Consider the following 17,626-nt stretch of genomic DNA (forward strand, 5'->3'; position numbering starts at 1 on the left):
GTTTACTTGGTTTTAACGTAATAAAAAAACCCCTTCTTCTTTCCGACAAGAAGAGGAGTGGTTTCATACGTTCGATCGCCTCTCTTATCTCTGTACGCGCGGTACAAGGAATTAGCACAGTGCCGCATTGCGGTCTGCTGCTTTGACGTCTCAGGGCCAGTCCCTCAGTCAATCTCGATAAGATGATTAAATTGTAAAGTTCATGTTACGGCCCATGATCCGGCTTGTCAACATTATTTTGAAGAAATTGAATTTATTTACATGAAGCTGAAATTCGATTTGGTTTACGCTTGCCCGCCAGCCGGCAAGACATGCGCCTGTTCGATCCATTCAATGGATTTGGCGACGATGAAATCCAATTCATGGTCCATGGAAGCAATGTGATAGGAATTATGGAGTTCGTGCTTGAACGCGTGTTGCGAACCGACCTTGCCGAGAATATAATCGGTGTTGGCTGGCGGTACGACATGATCTTCAAGCGACTGGAAACACACGACCGGACAGCGGACTTCGCCGAGCTTTGCGCGGACAGCATCCATATAGCCGAGCAATTGCTGATACGCTTTGACCGGCGCTTGCCCGTAAGTGATTTCCACCGCATCCGCTTTTTTAATGTCGGGCGCATCTTCTGTGACATAAGCATGGGCCGGGCGGCTGCGGTAAGTTTCAAACTGCGGGATGTCGATCGCCGGATTAATCAACGCGATGCCCTGGATTTCAGAATGGCGGCTGGCCAGATCCAAGCTCAAGGTGCCGCCCATCGATTGCCCGAGGACAAAGACCGATGTGCACGATTTTCTGAGTTCGATATAGGCATGCTCGACACTCCGGAACCAGTCGTCATAAGAGAATTGTTGCAGGTCCTTGAAATGGGTGCCGTGACCCGGCAGCCGCGGACAGGAAACCGTATAGCCTTGTTTGCCGAGCGCTTCGCCTAATTCCCTGACGCTTTGCGGCGTACCGAGAAACCCGTGGCACAATAGAATGCCGGTGCTTCCGCCTTTCAGAAAGAAGGCTTCCGCTCCTTGGATGACAGGATATTGTTCGTTCATGCAATCCCTCCTTCAGCTGTTTAAAAATCAGGAGGCCCACTAACTGCCTCTAATGTGAAGTAATGCGAAAAAAGCTTATTCACATTAGACTATATTTAAAACCTACTTGTCAACTAGGTTTTATAAAATGAACGATCACCCGCATCAAGAGCTGCCTTAAACTTCCGAAGCCTTCCCTTGGCGCGCCCAGGAAGCGATCGCTGCAATATCATCGGGAGTCGTGCTGCAACAGCCGCCGATGATATCTGCTCCTGCTTTATGCCAGGCTTTCGAATTGGCGGAAAACGCACCAGCCGACGGTTCTTCGCTCCAGGTTTTGCTTCCCGGGTCGTAAGTGGCGCCGGAATTCGGATAGACGATGACCGGTTTGGAAGACGCGCTTTTCACTTCCTGAATCAAGGATTCGATAAACTGCGGAGCTGTGCAATTAATGCCGATTGCCGCCACTTGCGGTTGCTGCTCGAGCCATTTTGCACAATCCGCGATCCGCTCCCCGTCGCTGATATGGAACTCATCTTTCGCACTGAATGTGAACCAGGCAGACACTTGCGGGAATTCTTCCAGCACGCTCACAATCGCTTTCGCTTCCGCAAGGCACGGCAAAGTTTCGCACGCCAAAATATCCGCTCCTGCTTCCACCAGCACCCGGATGCGTTCTCTATGAAATGCGGCCAATTGCTCTTCGCCAATCGCATAGCCGCCGCGGTATTCAGACCCGTCCGATAAAAACGCGCCGTACGGGCCGACTGATGCCGCCACTAAAGGCTTCGGCCTGTTCGAGCGATCCGCTGCAGCGCCCCAAAACTCGTCGCGCGCTTGTGTTGCCAACTCGACAGACTTCGTGATCAATGCGATCGCTTGTGATTCTGTCAGCCCTCTCTCCTGATAGCCTTCAATGGTCGCCTGGTAACTGGCCGTAATGGCACAATCCGCCCCAGCCTGGAAATAATCCACATGCACTTTCTTGATTAACTCCGGATTTTCCATCAATATTTTCGCTGACCATAAAGAATCGTTTAAATTGCATCCATAGTTTTCAAGTTCTGTCGCCATAGCCCCGTCCACGATGAGGACCGGGAACTCGTTCAATATCTGTTCAATCGGGTTCATTCCAAACCATCCTTCCGCTCTCAGTCGTTTCACTTTATTCCCTCAGCCTTGGACGGCTTTCCCTAAAAATTGTCTCGTTCTTTCAACGGCGGGCTCGGTGAAAATTTGCTCAGCCGTGCCTTGCTCAATAATGACGCCGTCTTCCATAAAGATGACGCGGTCCGAAATTTCACGCGCAAAACTCAATTCATGGGTCACGATGAACATCGTTTTTCCGGTGTCCGCGACGCGGCGGATGGTGGCCAATACTTCATCGACCAGTTCCGGGTCCAACGAAGAAGTCGGTTCGTCGAATAACAGCACTTCCGGGTCCAAAGCCAGCGCACGGGCGATGCCGACACGCTGCTGCTGGCCTCCGGACAATTGCGCAGGGTAATGGCTCAATTTAGAAGACAAGCCGACCTGCTCGAGCATCTCGATGCCTTTCTTGTCAGCAGCGTCTTTTTTCATCCGCTTGACGCTCGTCAAACCGACGGAGACATTTTGCAGCACAGTCAGATTCTTGAACAGGTTGTATTGCTGGAACACCATCCCCGTTGCAGTCCTGAGCGCGAAGATTTCCTTTTTCTTGGCGGTGGCCGCATCCACCCGCTTTCCGCCGATTTCCACGATGCCGCTTGTCGGATCTTCGAGAAAATTGATGCAGCGCAATAGCGTCGACTTCCCGGAACCGCTTGGCCCGAGGACCGCCACCACTTCGCCTTTTTCGACGGTTAAATCGATGCCTTTCAACACATGCTGGCGATCGTAATATTTATGCAGCTTCTCCAATTTAATCATCAGGCAATCCCTCTTTCATATCTGCGTGCACGCTTCTCAATCTTCACCAATAAGCGCTCGACGGCAATGCATAAGATCCAATAGACGATCGAGACGGCGATATACACTTCAAAGAACGCCAAGCCGCGGGAGCCGAGGATTTTTGCCTGCCCCATGATATCGATGACGCCGATGATGAACACGAGCGAGGTGTCTTTGATGGTGCTGATGAACATATTGCCGAGGTTCGGAATCGCTACTGTCAAGGCCTGCGGGAAGACGATCTTCAGCATCATTTGCACAGGCGTCATGCCAATCGCTTTGGCGGCTTCGAACTGGCCGCGGTCGACCGATTCGATCGCAGAACGGATCGTCTCAGATAAATACGCGCCCAAATTGATGGAAAAGGCCATCAAGGCATAGAATTCCGGCGCGATGCTATTGACGTCCGCCGACTGAAGCCAGCCGTATTCGCTTTGAAGAAAATAAATGATTTTCGGAATCCCGTAAAACACTAGGTAAATCTGCACCAATAACGGCGTCCCCCGGATAAAGGAAATATAGATCGACGTGATGACGCTGAGCACGGGCACTTTATAGATTTTGATCAATGCCGCAGCCACGCCGATGACCAGACTCAAAAGCAGTGAGCCGACTGCTATGCCGATCGTAACCGGCAGCCTGGAAATAATGGCAGGAAAGCTCTCGATCAAGAAATTCAAGTCCAGTAAATTTTCCATTGTCTCTGTCCTTCCGCTAGCTTATTCAGGGATGTAGTCGCCGCCGGTCCATTTCTCGGACAGTTCGGATAAGGTGCCGTCTTCTTTCAGCTGTTTCAAAATCGGGTCGATCAAAGCCTTCAATTCCTGGCCCTTTTCTTCGTCTTTCAAGACGATGCCCATATCGTCATTGACCAAAGGCTGTCCGACAATCTCCACGCCAAGGTCATTTTTTTCCAGTACCGCGTTCATCATGATCGGGTCATTGACGTAAGCATCTACGCGCCCGTTCTGCACATCCTGCAGAATTTCCGACGGGTTGCCGCTTTCGCTGTATTTCAATTCGATCGGCTCGGCGGCGGTTTCGTTATATTCTTCAAGCAATAAAGTATAGGAGTCACCCGCCAACGCCCCGACTGCCTTGCCTTCCAAATCTTCAATCGTTTGGATGTCTTCACGGCCTTCTTTTACTGCGATGACCGTTTCCGCTGCGAAATACGATTCATCGGTGAACAAATACTTTTCTTGGCGTTCCGGCGTTTTCGCTACTTGGTCGGCAATGGCCTGGATTTTATTCGACTCGAGTGCAAGGAACATGCTGTCCCACGGCACGGCGACGTATTCGAACGTATATCCGTCCAATTGTTCATCGACGGCCTTCATCATGTCCACGTCGTAGCCCGTCAGCTGGTTGGCATCATCCGCAAAAGCGAAAGGCGGATAGTCGTTTTGCGTCCCGACGCGGATCACTTGGTCTCCGTCAGCGTTCGCCGTCTCTTCCGATGAACAGCCGGCAAGTGTCCCGGCAAGACCTACTAAACAGGCAGTTGCGAATACATAAGCGTTTCTTTTCATAATTCAAGCTCCTTTTGGTGTGTAGTTTTTTTATGATAGGGTTGGATTTTCCGCCTTATGTAGGGCACCTTCCCCACTTTTTGGATGCAAAAAAGCCTCTTTCAATAGGAAAGAGGCTTCGACCAATTTCTTATCTCTCAGAATGAAAACATCCTGCAGGAATTAGCACCTCTCATAAATATGATGGTTGCTGGACGTCATAGGGCCTGTCCCTCAGTCTCTCTGGATAAGTTATTTAATTTTTTTAACATATTAACGATAGTATTTGAGATAACCATTGATGTCAAACCCTTTTTGAAAATAAATCGAAATTTCGCATAAAAATTCAGGAGGAAATTAACAAACCGAGCCGCATTGCATACCATCGATTTTAATATTCAATTGCTGTCGGATTTTCACCGGGCAGCAGGCATCCACTACAAGAGCGGAGTGAACACAAGATGAGCGAAGAAACTGTTTTTGACGTCGCCATCGTCGGGGCTGGAACGATGGGCATGGCCGCCGGCGCTTTTTTGGCACAGCAAGGCAAGAAGACATTGGTGATCGATGCATTTGACCCGCCCCATGCGAACGGAAGCCATCACGGAGATACCCGGTTGATCCGCCACGCTTACGGGGAAGGCAGGCATTACGTTAGGTTAGTGTTGCGTGCGCAACAATTATGGGAAGACTTGGAGAAGCAGACTGGCTATAAAGTCTTCGACAAGACCGGCGTCATCGGGCTCGGTCCAGAAGACTCGCCTTTTCTATTGGAAAGCATTGCAGCCGCCAATAGCTACGGCTTGCCGCTCGAAATATTAAGCAGCGGCGCCATCCAGGACAGATGGCCGGGCTTCACTGTGCCCGATCATTTCATCGGCTGCTTCGAAGCACAGGCAGGCGTGTTGTACAGTGAAAATGCCATCCGTGCCTATAAGAAACTGGCGCTCGAAAACGGCGTTCACTATGTGCCGAATACACCCGTCCAGCACATCGATATACAGGATGGGAACCGTGTGAAAATCTCGACCGCACAAGGTGTTTTCTATGCTGAAAAAGTGATCGTTACGGCCGGTGCTTGGGCGAAGAGGCTGCTGCCGGAGCTGCAATTGCCGATTCAACCAACGCGCAAAGCGGTCGGCTGGTTTGAAGCCCCGGAGATGTACAATGCCGATCAATTCCCCGGTTTTTTTGTGGAAGGCCCCGAGATGATGTTCTACGGCTTCCCGAGCATCGACGGCGCTGGCGTAAAAGTCGGACGCTCGGATGGCGGGCAGCCAATCGACCCAGACGAACAAACCCAGAACTTCGGGCAATACGAATTTGATGAGGGCGACTTAAGAAGATTCCTGGACCTGTATATGCCGGAAGCGAGCGGAGAATTGAAACAAGGCAAAACCTGTTTATACACCGTCTCGGATGACCATAACTTCATCATCGACCGCCATCCGGACAACGAGCGCGTCATTTTTGCCTGCGGCTTTACCGGCCACGGCTTTAAATTCGGCAGCGTCATGGGCGAAGTGTTAAGCCAATTGGCAACAGGCGGCCACACCGAATTCGACATCGCTCCCTTCTCACTCAACCGTTTCAAACTATGAACTTAAAAGAGTCTCTCCTTAATGATGAAGGAGAGACTCTTTTGATTGTCGAGAAAGTTAAGAAGGCGTATTTTCCGAAGCTTATCGCTCGCTTTCCGTGGGCTCGCGCCCAAGCCTCCTCAGTCGCTGTGCTCCTTGCGGGGTCTCGGTCGTCTCGCTGATCCACAGGAAAGATAAGGTCGACCTACGGGAGACATTATCTTTGCGAAAGTAATGCGCAGCATTATTGAGCAGAAGGGGTTACGAGCGAACGCTTCTCCAAATACTCAGCTAACACATTGATTTTTGAACGTATAAAAGGAGAGCCTTTTTTTGTAGCAATTTGTAGGTCTTTTCAACACTTTAAAGAGTCTCCCTCTATTGAAAAAGAAGAAACTCTTTAGCAGGTGAAATAAGTCGCACCTTTTCATTCATAACCTGTCTATTTCATTTTCTATTTAATAACTAATGAGATATAAAAGTGAGTGACAGAAATATTATTTTGACGCTAGTGAAGTGTGAGCCGGCGACTCCTGCGGGAGCAGTGACTGAGCAAAGCGAAGGAGCGACGCGAGCTGAAGACCCTGCAAGCGAATGAGCGAAGTCATTCGTTTGCGAAGCTCGAACTTTGTGAGAGTTGAGCAGGAGGTTTATAGCGACTGTGCCCTGGCAGCTGGCAACGCGACGTCCTGTCGCGCCAGCTGCATGACCCACATCCTGTGGGCCCGAAAGCGTCCGGCTGAAACGGAACGTAAAAAGCTACCAATGTTTCTCGACAAACCAAAGAGTCTCTCCTTATTGATAAAGGAGAGACTCTTTTTCGATAGTGACCACTTGCTTGGTGTCGGCTGCTTCCATGATGCCCAAAATGACTTTCAGTGATTTCAAGGCATCTTCTCCCGTAACGATCGGCTCCTGGTCCAGGCGGATGGAATCGACGAATGCATCAATGACGCCGCTCGGAGTCTGATTGTCATTCGTTTGGATCGCTTCCAGCTGATAGTTCACTTTCTCGCCGGATTCCATGATGAGTTCCAACTGATACTCGGCGTCATGGTAGATCTTCATGATGCCTTTCTCGCAATAGACGACGGTGCTATTGTCCTCTTCCCCGTAATAGGTCCAGGAAAAAGCGGCGTTCCCGAGGCGCCCTTTTTGCGTCGCCAAACTGCAGACGATATTGTCGCATACTTCAATCTGCTCGCCGTTTTCATCCGTTTTGTGCAAAGCTCCTTGAAAGGCGCTTACTTGAATAATTTCATCATCGAGCAGGTAATGCAGCAAATCGATTTTGTGGATGCCGAGATCTCCGCCGACTCCTAAACCTGAGCGTTCCTTTTTGAAAAACCATGTCGACTTGGTTTTATTGATGCCCCAGGATTCCGGACCCGAATGCCCGAAAGCGGTGCGGAAGGTCAAGACTTTTCCGAGCTCTCCGCCGGCCAGGATTTCGCGTGCTTTTTGGTGGGCGCGCGTGAACCGCTGATTGTGGTCGACCATCAGTTTCTTGCCGGATTTTTTCTGCGCCGCCAAAATTTCCTTGGCGTGTTCCACCGTCAATGAAATCGGTTTTTCACACAGCACGTGCTTGCCGCTCAACAGCGCTTGCGCCGAGAATAAATGATGGTGTTCGTTCGACGAACAGTCACTGATGGCTGTAATCTCGGGATCGTTGAACAATTCTTCGACGCTTTCGACATTCCTGCCGCCGAACAATTCGACCATCGCTTCGGAACGGTGGAGATTGCGGTCGTAAAAGACGATTTCATCCACATATGGATTCGCTGTATATTCCGGCGCGTGGCGCATTTTCGTAATGGCCCCGCAGCCGATAATGCCTACTTTGATACCCATGCGATCTCCTCCTATTCTCTTTTTTGGAACACGACGGCAATGATGATGATCAAGCCTTTGACAAAGCCCTGCAGATGGGGCGAAACATTCATCAAGTTCATCATATTGTTGAGGATGCCCAAGATCAAGATACCGAAAATCGTGCCGATGATTTTACCGCGCCCGCCTGTCATGCGCGTGCCGCCGATGATAACGGCCGCAATGGCGTCAAGTTCATATTGCGCGCCTGAACTTGAAGACGAAATCGAGTTCAACCGTGACGTTTCAATGACCGCCGCAACGCCGACCAGCGTCCCGATCAGCGTATAGACGCCGATCTTGATGCGGTCCACACGGATAGCGGACAGCATCGCCGCTTTTTCATTCGACCCGAGCGCATAGACGTACCTGCCGAACCGCGTTTTGTGCATGACGATATAAATCAGCACCGCCATGGCGAAGAAAATGAGCACCGGCAAATCAAAAATCCATACATTGTTATTGGCGATGGCGGTGAATCCGCTCACTTCGCCCGAGACGCTGCCGCCTTCTGCAATATACAGTGCGATCGAACGGGCCGCGGCCATCATGCCGAGTGTGGCGATAAACGACGCGATCCTGCCTTTCGCAACCATCAGGCCATTCAGGAATCCGGCGAACGCCCCGACCAATAAGGCCGTGAACACGCCGATTAAAATGCTGCCGGATGCGTTCAATGCCAAGACGGAAATGACGCCGGCGAGCGCCAGGACAGAGCCGACCGATAAATCGATGCCGCCTGACAGCATGACGACCGTCATCCCCAGCGCAATGATGCCGATGATCGACACTTGCATGAGGATGTTCAATTGGTTGTTGATATCGAGAAACCTCGGATTCATCACGGAAGCAGCGATGAAAATGATGATGAACGCAATGATGACGCTGTATTCCGACCATAGCCAGGACAGCCTGCTTTTCATGCTTGGAGATTCAGGGCTGTATTCCTTTGTGTTGATATTATCCAATGTGCTCTCCCTCCCTTTTCGCGCCTGTGGCATAATGCATGATTTCTTCTTCGTTTGTCTCATCGCCCATAAACCTGGCCGTGATTTCCCCGTGGTACATGACATTGATGACGTGGCATATGCGCAACACTTCAGGGGCTTCTGATGACAGGATGATAATCGCTTTGCCAAGTTTGGCGAGTTCGAGGATCTCCTGATAGATTTCCTGCTTGGCGCCGACATCGATACCTTGTGTCGGGTTGTCGAAAATCAGGATATCGGTATCCGCTTCGAGCCATTTGGCGATGATTACTTTTTGCTGGTTGCCGCCGCTCAATTTGTCGATGGTGATGCGCGGATTGGCCACTTTGATATTCAAGGTTTTTTCATAGTTGCTGAACTTTTCCAGCTCCCGCTTGTCTTGAATAAAGCCCCATCGCTCAAAATTGCCCATCGATGACAAGCTCATATTGTGGACAACGCTCAAATCTTTGATGATGGCATTTTCTTTGCGGTCTTTCGGCACATAGCCCATGCCCGCTTGCAATGCCGTTCGCGGATGGGTGATTTTCATCGCTTTGCCTTTCACTTTGATGGTGCCCGTGTATTTTTTGCGGTAGCCGAATAAACTTTCAAACAGCTCCGTCCGGCCGTCTCCTGCAAGTCCTGTAAATCCGACAATCTGGCCTTTTCGGACCGTGAAATCGATATCCTTGAATAAACCGGGGCTGCTTAAGCGCTCGACTTCCAGTGCCATCTCGCCGAATTCGTGCTCATGGACAAAGCGCTCCTGTGAAATTGCTTTGCCGACCATCAGCTTGGTGATTTCCTCTAAATTCCCGCTCTGCATGTCATCCGTCTTCACTAACTGGCCGTCGCGCAGCACGGTGTAGCGATCGCATACCGCTTGGATTTCCTTTAATTTATGGGAAATATAAATGATCGACACGCCGGATTTCTTCAAGTTGCGCATCAATTCGAACAGCCGGCCCACTTCATGTTCCGCGAGCGATGTCGTCGGCTCATCCATGATGATGAGCTGTGATTTATGCAGCAGTGCTTTGGAAATCTCGATCAATTGCTTATAGGACGTGGCGAGATTGCGCACATATTCTTTCGGATTGAGAAACACGCCCAGTTCCGCCAAGATCTCACGCGTTTGGCGACACATTTCTTCCACGTTCAAAAATCCGGCCTTGTTGCGAATTTCTGAACCTAGAAACATGTTTTCATACACTTTCAAATCGCCGACCATATTCAATTCCTGATGGATAAAGCTGATGCCATGCGTCTGGGAAATGTGCGGGTTCGCCATAGTTACTTGTTTGCCTTCAATGAAGATCTGCCCGCTGTCCGGTTGGTGGACGCCGCCTAAAATATTCATCAGCGTCGATTTGCCGGCGCCGTTTTCCCCAAGCAAGGCATGAATCTCCCCTTTTTCCACTTCCAGCGTCACTTTCTTTAAAACCGGGACGCCGTTAAATGATTTCTCGATTTGGTTCATCGCCACGAAAGGCTGCGAAGTCATGTCTTAACCTCCTTATAGGAAAAGAGGAAATGCAATGGCTCCACTGCATTTCCCGGCTATTGGCTTAGAATTTCGATTCCGGATCGTAATACTCATCCACGTTTTCTTTGGTCACTTGCGTCGCTTCCTTGACGACCATCGATTCAGCCGGTTCCTCGCCTTGCGCCAAATCGCCAGCGATCGTCACCGCATCTTCGACCATCGTCGGTGAATACAGGAACGTCGCTTTCATCAGCCCGTCGTTTTGGATGTCTTCGAACACGCCTTTCGCGCCGCCTGCCCCTGTGACGAATTGGATATCCGTGCGGCCTGCTTCTTTAATGGCCTGCATGACGCCTAATGCCATGCCATCATCTTGAGTGAAAACGGCATCGATTTCAGGGTTGGCCTGCAAAATGTTCTGCATGACTTCCAATGATTTTTCAGTGGAAAAGTCGCCGCTTTGTGAAGCGATGATTTCCATGCCTTCTTGTCCTTCAACTGCTTCTTTAAATCCGGATCCACGCTGTTCCGTTACCGAACTCGGCGGTCCTGTGATTTCGACGATTTTCCCTTCGCCATTCAATTGCTCGACGAAGTATTTGCCGGCATTGACGCCGATTCCTTCGTTATCCCCTTTGACGACCACTGTCGCTGCATCGTTTTCCAGTTCGCGGTCAACGATGACGAGCGGGATGCCTGCATCTTTGATTTTCTGGCCGACTGGGGTCAATGCTGCGGATTCAATCGGCAGCATGACGATGACGTCCACACCTTGTGCGATCAAATCATCCACGTCATTTGCTTGTTTGTTCGGGTCTGCTGCGTTGGTCATGACGTAGTCAATGCCTTCTGATTCCTTCAACTCCATCGCCTGTTTCTCGGCGCTGTCGATCAAAGCCCCCATCCAGCCGTGCGTTGCCGAAGGAAGCGAAATGCCGATCGTCATATCTCCATCGCCTGAACCTTCATCCGTTGAACCCGAACTTTCGTTTTCTGTGCTGCCACATGCCGCAAGTCCAAAAATCGTTACGAAAGACAATAAAATGAGCAATAGTTTTTTCACTTTATTCACCCCTTAGTTTTGTATGGATCCGTTAAATGTAATCGATTACATTACTACTCGGGACCAGCGTTCTTTCTACCATCCCCATGATAAGCAAGCGCCGGTTTGAGCCCGTTAGCCGGTGGTCGATTCCCGGATGACCAGTTCATGACCCAGCACTACGCTGTCGACGGTTTTTCCTTGGATTTTCTCGATCAGCATACGTGCCGCGACCGTTCCCATCTTGTACATTGGCTGGGCGACGGTGGTCAATGCCGGATTGGTCATATTGGAGAAATCGATCTTGTCGAACCCGACGACCGCGACATCATTCGGCACATGCAAACCGGCGGCAGTGATTTCTTTCAAGGCACCGATCGCCAGTAGATCCGATACCGCAAAGACCGCAGTCGGCCGGTCTTCAAGGCGCAGTATTTTCTTCATCGCCATCTGACCCTGCTCGAACCCGAGCTCATGCGTGTAGAAAATATAATCGCCATTCACCGGAATATCGTGTTCACGCAATGCCCGTTCATAGCCCATCCGCCGCTCCCTGGCATATAGGAATTTTTCGTCGGAATTCATCAGTGCGATTTTTTTGTGGCCGATCTGGATCAAATGCTTTACGGCGCGGTAAGACGCTTCCTCGCTGTCGATCGTGACATACGGGATGCCGATGCCGCCCCCATATTCGCTGCATTGGATGATGGCGTAATGTTGCGCGAGTTCTTTCAAGGTCTCGACATTCACTGCCGGATCCATCGAAATGATGCCATCCGCCATTTTTTTGCGCACCAAATCGAAATAAATCTCCTCCTTTTCAGGCTTGGAATCCGTTTCGCATAACAGGATGCTGTAATTCTGGCTGAGCGCCATATTCTCGATGCCTTTGATGATTTCAAAATAAAACGGGTTGGAGATCGTCGGAATCAAGATCAGCACAATGCGGCTTTCCGAATTTCGTAAATTCCTGCCGAGCATGCTCGGCTCGTAGTTCAAGTACTGGATCGCCTCCTCCACTTTCAGTTTCGTTTTGGCCGTTACTTTGTCGTGGCCGTTCAATACCCGGGATACCGTGGCGACTGAAACCCCTGCATGCTTCGCTACTTGTTGTATGTTTGCCATATGCTTTTCCTTCTTTCTGACGCGACACTTCTGTTATGAAATGAAATCGTTTACATTTTCATCATAATTTGTTCAGAATTATCTGTCAATAACTATTTTTATTGCGTGAAATATATTGATTTACACTGTTTTATTCTATATGTTAAGAATGTAATGGTTTACATGTCAGTATAATCTGAAAACTTGAATGGAGGGTTTTTCATGAAATTGGGGGTTTTTACCGTCTTATTTTCTGATCGGAACTTTGAAGATATGCTGGCTTATGTGGCCTCAAAAGGCATTGAAGCGATCGAACTGGGCACCGGCGGATATCCGGGCGATGGCCATTGCAAATTGGACGAGCTGCTTGAAGACGCAGACAAGCAGCAAGCTTTCCTGAAGCAAATCGAAGATGCCGGCCTCTTCATCAGCGCGCTCAGCTGCCACGCCAATCCGCTGCATCCCCAAAAAGATATTTCCGGGGCGGCTGATGAGCTGCTCGTCAAGACGATGCAGCTCGCTTCCAAGCTCAAGGTGCCGGTCGTCAATACCTTCTCGGGCTGCCCGGGCGACCACGAGAACGCACTATACCCAAACTGGCCGGTCGCTGCCTGGCCGAACGATTTCCAGGAAGTGCTCGCCTGGCAATGGGAAAAGAAATTGATTCCTTATTGGAAAGAAAAAAACTCCTTGGCCGAATCACTTGGCGTCAAGATCGGCTTGGAGCTGCACGGCGGCTTTTCCGTCCATACGCCCGCGACTATGCTGCGCCTGCGTGAAGCATGCGGCCCGTCTATCGGCGCGAACCTCGACCCGAGCCATATGTGGTGGCAAGGCATCGACCCGGTCGAAGCGATTAAGATTCTCGGTCGGGAAAACGCCATCCATCATTTCCACGCAAAAGACACCATCATCGACCAGGAAAACACCAACCGCAACGGCTTGACCGATATGACCGACTACTCTGAGATGAAAGACCGCGCTTGGTATTTTCGCACCGTTGGATTCGGCCATGGGCAAAAAACTTGGGCCGACATCGTCAGCACCTTGCGCCTCTACGGCTATGATTACGTCGTCAGCATCGAGCATGAAGACGGCTTGATGTCGATCAACGAAGGCTTCACCAAAGCAGTGGAGAATTTGAAGCCGGTCATGGTCAAAGAATCGGTGGATGAGATGTGGTGGGTGTAGCTCCAGGATGCATCCTGGCTTCACGTGCAATAGAAAGCGGGTCTCTTAAACGGAGCCCGCTTTTTTTTTGCGCCTTTCTCAATCAAATCCCCTTTTTCAACTCTCCTACTCTTCTATCAGTTGGGGCTCAGCATTGAGAAATCACTCCCGCCAATTCTTATTAACCCTATTCTGAAATATTTAATAATTATTAATTTCACAATCTTTACCGTTCTTTCTATTTGTTTATTTCCCGGGAAAACTGCTTGTTTATGAGATTTTCATTAGTATTCACTAGAAAGCGTTTACACCTTAGGGTTCTCTTTGACAAAATCTTCGTTTCATATGACAATGGAAATAGAATTAGAATTATTATAATCAGATAACGATATTAATTGAAGCCACCACTTCGATTATTTTTTTTGGCGTTATCGATTGTGGTCATTCTAAAAAAACATTCAGGAGGTAATTATTCTATGTCTTTGATCGGAAAAGAAATCCAACCATTTAACGCGTCAGCTTACCAGGCGGCGAGCGGCGACTTTATTGAGGTCACAGAAGAAAACATGAAAGGCCAATGGAGCGTTGTGTGCTTCTACCCAGCAGACTTCACGTTCGTTTGCCCAACTGAACTTGAGGACCTCCAAAGCCAATACGCAACATTGAAAGAGCTTGGCGTGGAAGTATACTCTGTTTCTACAGACACTCACTTCACTCACAAAGCTTGGCACGACCATTCAGATGCAATCGGCAAAATCGAATACACCATGATCGGTGACCCGTCGCAGCGCATTTCACGCGGATTCGATGTTCTTAACGAAGAAGAAGGCCTTGCACAGCGCGGCACATTCATCGTTGACCCAGAAGGCATTGTCCAAGCTGCAGAAATTAACGCAGACGGCATCGGCCGCGACGCAAGCACGCTTGTCGGCAAAATCAAAGCAGCACAATACGTGCGCAACAACCCAGGCGAAGTATGTCCGGCTAAATGGGAAGAAGGCGGCGACACATTGAAGCCAAGCCTTGACCTTGTAGGCAAAATTTAAGGAGTTTTGACAATGATACTAGATGCGCAAATCAAATCTCAATTAGAGCAATACTTGCAGCTACTGGAAGGCGACGTGCTGCTCCAAGTGAGCGCCGGCTCCGATAAGGTATCAACAGATATGGTCGATTTGGTGGAAGAACTGTCCGCCATGTCCCCGCGCATTCAAATGGAGCGCACGGAGCTTGAGAGAACCCCAAGCTTCAGCGTCACCCGCCCTGGAGAAGTAACGGGCATCACTTTTGCCGGCATCCCGCTCGGCCACGAGTTTACGTCGCTCGTCCTTGCCTTATTGCAAGTGAGCGGACGTGCGCCGAAAGCCGACGAAAAAACGATGGAACAGATTAAAGCACTCGAAGGCACATACCATTTCGAGTCTTACATCAGCCTGAGCTGCCAGAACTGTCCGGAAGTCGTGCAATCACTTAATTTGATGAGCGTCCTCAACCCGAACATCACGCATACGATGATCGATGGGGCTGCCTTCAAAGAAGAAGTCGAAAGCAAAGACATCATGGCTGTTCCGACAGTCTTCTTGAACGGCGAATCGTTTGCAAGCGGCCGCATGTCGCTTGAAGAATTGCTTGCGAAACTCGGCAGCGCACCAGACGCTTCCGAATTCGAAGGCAAAGATCCGTTTGACGTGCTCGTCGTCGGCGGCGGCCCAGCTGGTGCCAGCGCGGCGATCTATGCGGCGCGTAAAGGCATCCGCACAGGCATCGTCGCGGAGCGTTTCGGTGGCCAGGTGATGGATACCTTAAGCATCGAGAACTTCGTCAGCGTCAAGCACACGGAAGGCCCGAAATTTGCGGCAAGCCTCGAAGAGCATGTGAAAGAATACGATATCGAGCTGATGAACTTGCAGCGTGCGAAACGCTTGGAGAAAAAAGAGCTGTACGAGCTTGAACTCGAAAACGGCGCTGTCGTCAAAGGCAAGACCGTCATTCTTTCAACAGGTGCCCGCTGGCGCAATATCGGCGTTCCTGGCGAAGAGGAATTCAAGAACAAAGGCGTGGCGTATTGCCCGCATTGTGACGGCCCGTTATTTGCCGGCAAAGACGTCGCGGTGATCGGCGGCGGCAATTCCGGCGTCGAAGCGGCGATCGACCTTGCAGGCATCACGAATCACGTGACGGTGCTGGAATACAACGCAGAGCTTAAAGCGGATTCCGTTTTGCAGGACCGCCTGAAGAGCCTGCCAAACGTCACGATGCTGACGAATGCACGCACACAGGAAATTACCGGCACCGATAAAGTGAACGGCCTTTCCTATATCGACCTTCAAACCGGCGAAGAAAAGCATGTCGAACTATCCGGCGTCTTCGTCCAAATCGGCCTCGTGCCAAACACCGACTGGCTCGGTGACTTCGTCGAGCGCACAGCGCACGGCGAGATCGTCATCGACCAGCGCGGCGCAACGAATATGCCGGGCGTGTTCGCAGCAGGCGACTGCACGAACATCCCGTACAAACAGATCATCATTTCGATGGGCTCTGGCGCAACGGCTTCACTGAGCGCGTTCGACCACCTTATCCGAAGCGATATCCCTGTTTTGGTGTAATAAAGACAAAAGGACTGCGAAGAGAATTTCTTCGCAGTCCTTTTTTATGTGCTTATTGTTTAGCTTCGTGCAAACGCTGTTGAAGCTGGTGCACTTGTTCCGCAAGCTCCGGTACTGGCCCATCGACGTTCGGGTCTTTCAGGATTTCCGGGATGGACAAATTGCGGACAGGCGAAGGCTCGGCGCCGAGCTCTTGCATCCACTCGCACAACTGCTTCGACGAACTCGCGTAGACGATGCGGCCGAGCCCGACCCAGCCATGCGCCGCGGCGCACATTGGGCAATGCTCACCCGACGTATAGACGGTCGCTTCGGCCCGCTCATCTGGCGCCATGTGTTCCGCCGCCCAGCGCGCAATCGCAAATTCAGGATGCTGCGTATGGTCGCCGCCTGCTACGTGGTTATGGTCTTCGAACAGCACCTCTCCCTGCGCCGATACGAGAATGGAACCAAACGGCTCGTCCCCTTTTTCAAGTGCCTGTTCGGCGAGTTCGACGCAGCGCTTCAAATACTGTAAATCTTTTTCAGTTATCATAGTGGTCCTCCTTTAAATGCTCCTCATCCAGTATATCCCACCTGCATAAAAATTTTGATCCACCCAGTTCTTCATTTATAAATATCTTTTAAATTCTCTAACTCGCTCTTTAGAATGGCCACTTCTTGCGGCCCCATAGATCCTGAAGTGATTTCGTATTGGTCAAACACTAAAACTAACTCTTGTTCGGTTAAATAGAATTGCTGTCCTTCTTTAATTTGATCGAATGGAAAAGATAAGTTCTCTTTCAGTCCACTCGCCTCCATCTCTTGATTCACCGCAGCTAAAAGGTTGGCTTCGTAATTCTCTCCTTCAAATAAATCGATCATTTTGATAGCTGAACCTGACTGTAATTCATAGTTCAACGTTTCTTTGTAAGTATATCCATGCGCTGCACCAGCTTCGTATAAAACTCCATTTAACAACACGCTAATGGTTTCAGTATCCAAAAGCTTTGTCTCAAAATTCATTTCTCCGTCTGCATGCACATCCGTATATCCTTCCGTCACTGCTTGTTCAGACTGTCTGGTTTGCGCCTCCAACTGTTCACCAAGCCTCAACGCCTCTTCATTGAATCCATCCAGCCCTTCCACTTGCGGCACCGTGATATCCAAAACCATTCCGTCGTCTTCTTGCGCCACCACGACTTCTTCCACTTCTACAGGCTCTGCACAGCCCGTCAAAGTTACAGCACAGGCTATACTGATTGCTGATAATTTGCTCGCCATCTTGCTCCCTCCTCTTTTAAATTCTGCGAATCGTATGTAAGGTGAACAAGGGGGCTGA

General features: G+C 50.1%; 16 protein-coding genes and 2 riboswitches. Of the genes, 4 read left to right on the forward strand and 12 right to left on the reverse strand.

Going from position 1 to position 17,626, the window contains the following annotated elements; genetic code table 11:
• Positions 1-81: 81 nt before the first annotated feature.
• Positions 82-184: riboswitch (SAM riboswitch) on the reverse strand.
• 100 nt (positions 185-284) lie between these two features.
• The 5 genes from DFR62_RS07800 to DFR62_RS07820 all read right to left on the reverse strand — a co-directional run bounded on the left by DFR62_RS07800 (position 285) and on the right by DFR62_RS07820 (position 4,495).
• On the reverse strand, positions 285-1,052 hold the full coding sequence (locus DFR62_RS07800; protein WP_121299314.1) for an alpha/beta hydrolase: 768 nt from the start codon (positions 1,050-1,052) through the stop codon (positions 285-287).
• Between the two features lie 156 nt (positions 1,053-1,208).
• Positions 1,209-2,162 carry a homocysteine S-methyltransferase gene (gene mmuM / locus DFR62_RS07805; protein WP_121299315.1) on the reverse strand — a complete coding sequence of 318 codons (954 nt, stop codon included), beginning with the start codon at positions 2,160-2,162 and terminating at the stop codon, positions 1,209-1,211.
• Between the two features lie 42 nt (positions 2,163-2,204).
• Complete coding sequence (locus tag DFR62_RS07810; protein ID WP_058382322.1) at positions 2,205-2,942, reverse strand: amino acid ABC transporter ATP-binding protein; 738 nt, start codon at positions 2,940-2,942, stop codon at positions 2,205-2,207.
• Positions 2,942-3,661, reverse strand: coding sequence for an amino acid ABC transporter permease (locus DFR62_RS07815; RefSeq protein WP_058382321.1), 720 nt, complete (start codon positions 3,659-3,661; stop codon positions 2,942-2,944). The genes DFR62_RS07810 and DFR62_RS07815 overlap by 1 nt, the downstream gene beginning before the upstream one ends.
• A gap of 21 nt (positions 3,662-3,682) precedes the next feature.
• Positions 3,683-4,495 carry a transporter substrate-binding domain-containing protein gene (locus tag DFR62_RS07820; protein ID WP_121299317.1) on the reverse strand — a complete coding sequence of 271 codons (813 nt, stop codon included), beginning with the start codon at positions 4,493-4,495 and terminating at the stop codon, positions 3,683-3,685.
• A 127-nt stretch (positions 4,496-4,622) separates the two neighbouring features.
• Positions 4,623-4,728, reverse strand: a riboswitch (SAM riboswitch).
• A 207-nt stretch (positions 4,729-4,935) separates the two neighbouring features.
• On the opposite strand from DFR62_RS07820, the gene solA reads away from it, so the two are divergent.
• On the forward strand, positions 4,936-6,075 hold the full coding sequence (gene solA / locus DFR62_RS07825; protein ID WP_121299319.1) for an N-methyl-L-tryptophan oxidase: 1,140 nt from the start codon (positions 4,936-4,938) through the stop codon (positions 6,073-6,075).
• Positions 6,076-6,849: 774 nt separating this feature from the next.
• Here solA and DFR62_RS07830 read toward each other — a convergent pair.
• From DFR62_RS07830 to DFR62_RS07850, 5 genes are all read right to left on the reverse strand, one after another.
• A complete protein-coding gene (locus DFR62_RS07830; protein WP_121299327.1) occupies positions 6,850-7,908 on the reverse strand; it encodes a Gfo/Idh/MocA family protein in 1,059 nt (352 codons plus the stop codon).
• Between the two features lie 11 nt (positions 7,909-7,919).
• Positions 7,920-8,894: an ABC transporter permease gene (locus tag DFR62_RS07835; RefSeq protein WP_237150650.1), complete on the reverse strand. Its 975-nt coding sequence runs from the start codon at positions 8,892-8,894 to the stop codon at positions 7,920-7,922.
• Positions 8,887-10,401 carry a sugar ABC transporter ATP-binding protein gene (locus DFR62_RS07840; RefSeq protein ID WP_121299329.1) on the reverse strand — a complete coding sequence of 505 codons (1,515 nt, stop codon included), beginning with the start codon at positions 10,399-10,401 and terminating at the stop codon, positions 8,887-8,889. Before DFR62_RS07840 ends, DFR62_RS07835 begins: the two co-directional genes overlap by 8 nt.
• Before the next feature lie 64 nt (positions 10,402-10,465).
• Entirely contained in the window at positions 10,466-11,446 is a 981-nt protein-coding gene (locus DFR62_RS07845; RefSeq protein ID WP_121299331.1) for a substrate-binding domain-containing protein, read from the reverse strand.
• A 114-nt stretch (positions 11,447-11,560) separates the two neighbouring features.
• Positions 11,561-12,550: a LacI family DNA-binding transcriptional regulator gene (locus DFR62_RS07850; RefSeq protein WP_121299333.1), complete on the reverse strand. Its 990-nt coding sequence runs from the start codon at positions 12,548-12,550 to the stop codon at positions 11,561-11,563.
• A gap of 201 nt (positions 12,551-12,751) precedes the next feature.
• On the opposite strand from DFR62_RS07850, the gene DFR62_RS07855 reads away from it, so the two are divergent.
• From DFR62_RS07855 to ahpF, 3 genes are all read left to right on the forward strand, one after another.
• The gene (locus DFR62_RS07855; RefSeq protein ID WP_121299336.1) at positions 12,752-13,720 is read left to right on the forward strand and encodes a sugar phosphate isomerase/epimerase family protein; all 969 of its coding nucleotides are present in this window, start codon (positions 12,752-12,754) and stop codon (positions 13,718-13,720) included.
• A gap of 455 nt (positions 13,721-14,175) precedes the next feature.
• The gene (gene ahpC / locus DFR62_RS07860) at positions 14,176-14,745 is read left to right on the forward strand and encodes an alkyl hydroperoxide reductase subunit C (RefSeq protein WP_121299338.1); all 570 of its coding nucleotides are present in this window, start codon (positions 14,176-14,178) and stop codon (positions 14,743-14,745) included.
• A gap of 12 nt (positions 14,746-14,757) precedes the next feature.
• Positions 14,758-16,305: an alkyl hydroperoxide reductase subunit F gene (gene ahpF, locus DFR62_RS07865; RefSeq protein WP_121299340.1), complete on the forward strand. Its 1,548-nt coding sequence runs from the start codon at positions 14,758-14,760 to the stop codon at positions 16,303-16,305.
• Between the two features lie 52 nt (positions 16,306-16,357).
• Here ahpF and DFR62_RS07870 read toward each other — a convergent pair whose 3' ends face one another.
• Positions 16,358-16,840, reverse strand: a complete 483-nt coding sequence (locus DFR62_RS07870; protein WP_121299343.1) for a nucleoside deaminase — start codon at positions 16,838-16,840, stop codon at positions 16,358-16,360.
• A 71-nt stretch (positions 16,841-16,911) separates the two neighbouring features.
• Positions 16,912-17,568 (reverse strand): RsiV family protein, encoded by a 657-nt coding sequence (locus DFR62_RS07875; protein ID WP_121299345.1) that lies wholly within the window; start codon positions 17,566-17,568, stop codon positions 16,912-16,914.
• Positions 17,569-17,626 lie beyond the last annotated feature (58 nt).

Origin of the sequence: Planococcus citreus (assembly GCF_003664125.1) — a bacterium.
GTDB lineage: Bacteria > Bacillota > Bacilli > Bacillales_A > Planococcaceae > Planococcus > Planococcus citreus.

Excerpts from the sequence above, each read along its gene's own strand:
- DFR62_RS07800 (WP_121299314.1), bottom strand. The coding sequence starts at position 1,052 with ATGAACGAACAATATCCTGTCATCCAAGGAGCGGAAGCCTTCTTTCTG.
- mmuM (WP_121299315.1), bottom strand. The coding sequence starts at position 2,162 with ATGAACCCGATTGAACAGATATTGAACGAGTTCCCGGTCCTCATCGTG.
- DFR62_RS07810 (WP_058382322.1), bottom strand. The coding sequence starts at position 2,942 with ATGATTAAATTGGAGAAGCTGCATAAATATTACGATCGCCAGCATGTG.
- DFR62_RS07815 (WP_058382321.1), bottom strand. The coding sequence starts at position 3,661 with ATGGAAAATTTACTGGACTTGAATTTCTTGATCGAGAGCTTTCCTGCC.
- DFR62_RS07820 (WP_121299317.1), bottom strand. The coding sequence starts at position 4,495 with ATGAAAAGAAACGCTTATGTATTCGCAACTGCCTGTTTAGTAGGTCTT.
- solA (WP_121299319.1), top strand. The coding sequence starts at position 4,936 with ATGAGCGAAGAAACTGTTTTTGACGTCGCCATCGTCGGGGCTGGAACG.
- DFR62_RS07830 (WP_121299327.1), bottom strand. The coding sequence starts at position 7,908 with ATGGGTATCAAAGTAGGCATTATCGGCTGCGGGGCCATTACGAAAATG.
- DFR62_RS07840 (WP_121299329.1), bottom strand. The coding sequence starts at position 10,401 with ATGACTTCGCAGCCTTTCGTGGCGATGAACCAAATCGAGAAATCATTT.
- DFR62_RS07850 (WP_121299333.1), bottom strand. The coding sequence starts at position 12,550 with ATGGCAAACATACAACAAGTAGCGAAGCATGCAGGGGTTTCAGTCGCC.
- DFR62_RS07855 (WP_121299336.1), top strand. The coding sequence starts at position 12,752 with ATGAAATTGGGGGTTTTTACCGTCTTATTTTCTGATCGGAACTTTGAA.
- ahpC (WP_121299338.1), top strand. The coding sequence starts at position 14,176 with ATGTCTTTGATCGGAAAAGAAATCCAACCATTTAACGCGTCAGCTTAC.
- ahpF (WP_121299340.1), top strand. The coding sequence starts at position 14,758 with ATGATACTAGATGCGCAAATCAAATCTCAATTAGAGCAATACTTGCAG.
- DFR62_RS07870 (WP_121299343.1), bottom strand. The coding sequence starts at position 16,840 with ATGATAACTGAAAAAGATTTACAGTATTTGAAGCGCTGCGTCGAACTC.
- DFR62_RS07875 (WP_121299345.1), bottom strand. The coding sequence starts at position 17,568 with ATGGCGAGCAAATTATCAGCAATCAGTATAGCCTGTGCTGTAACTTTG.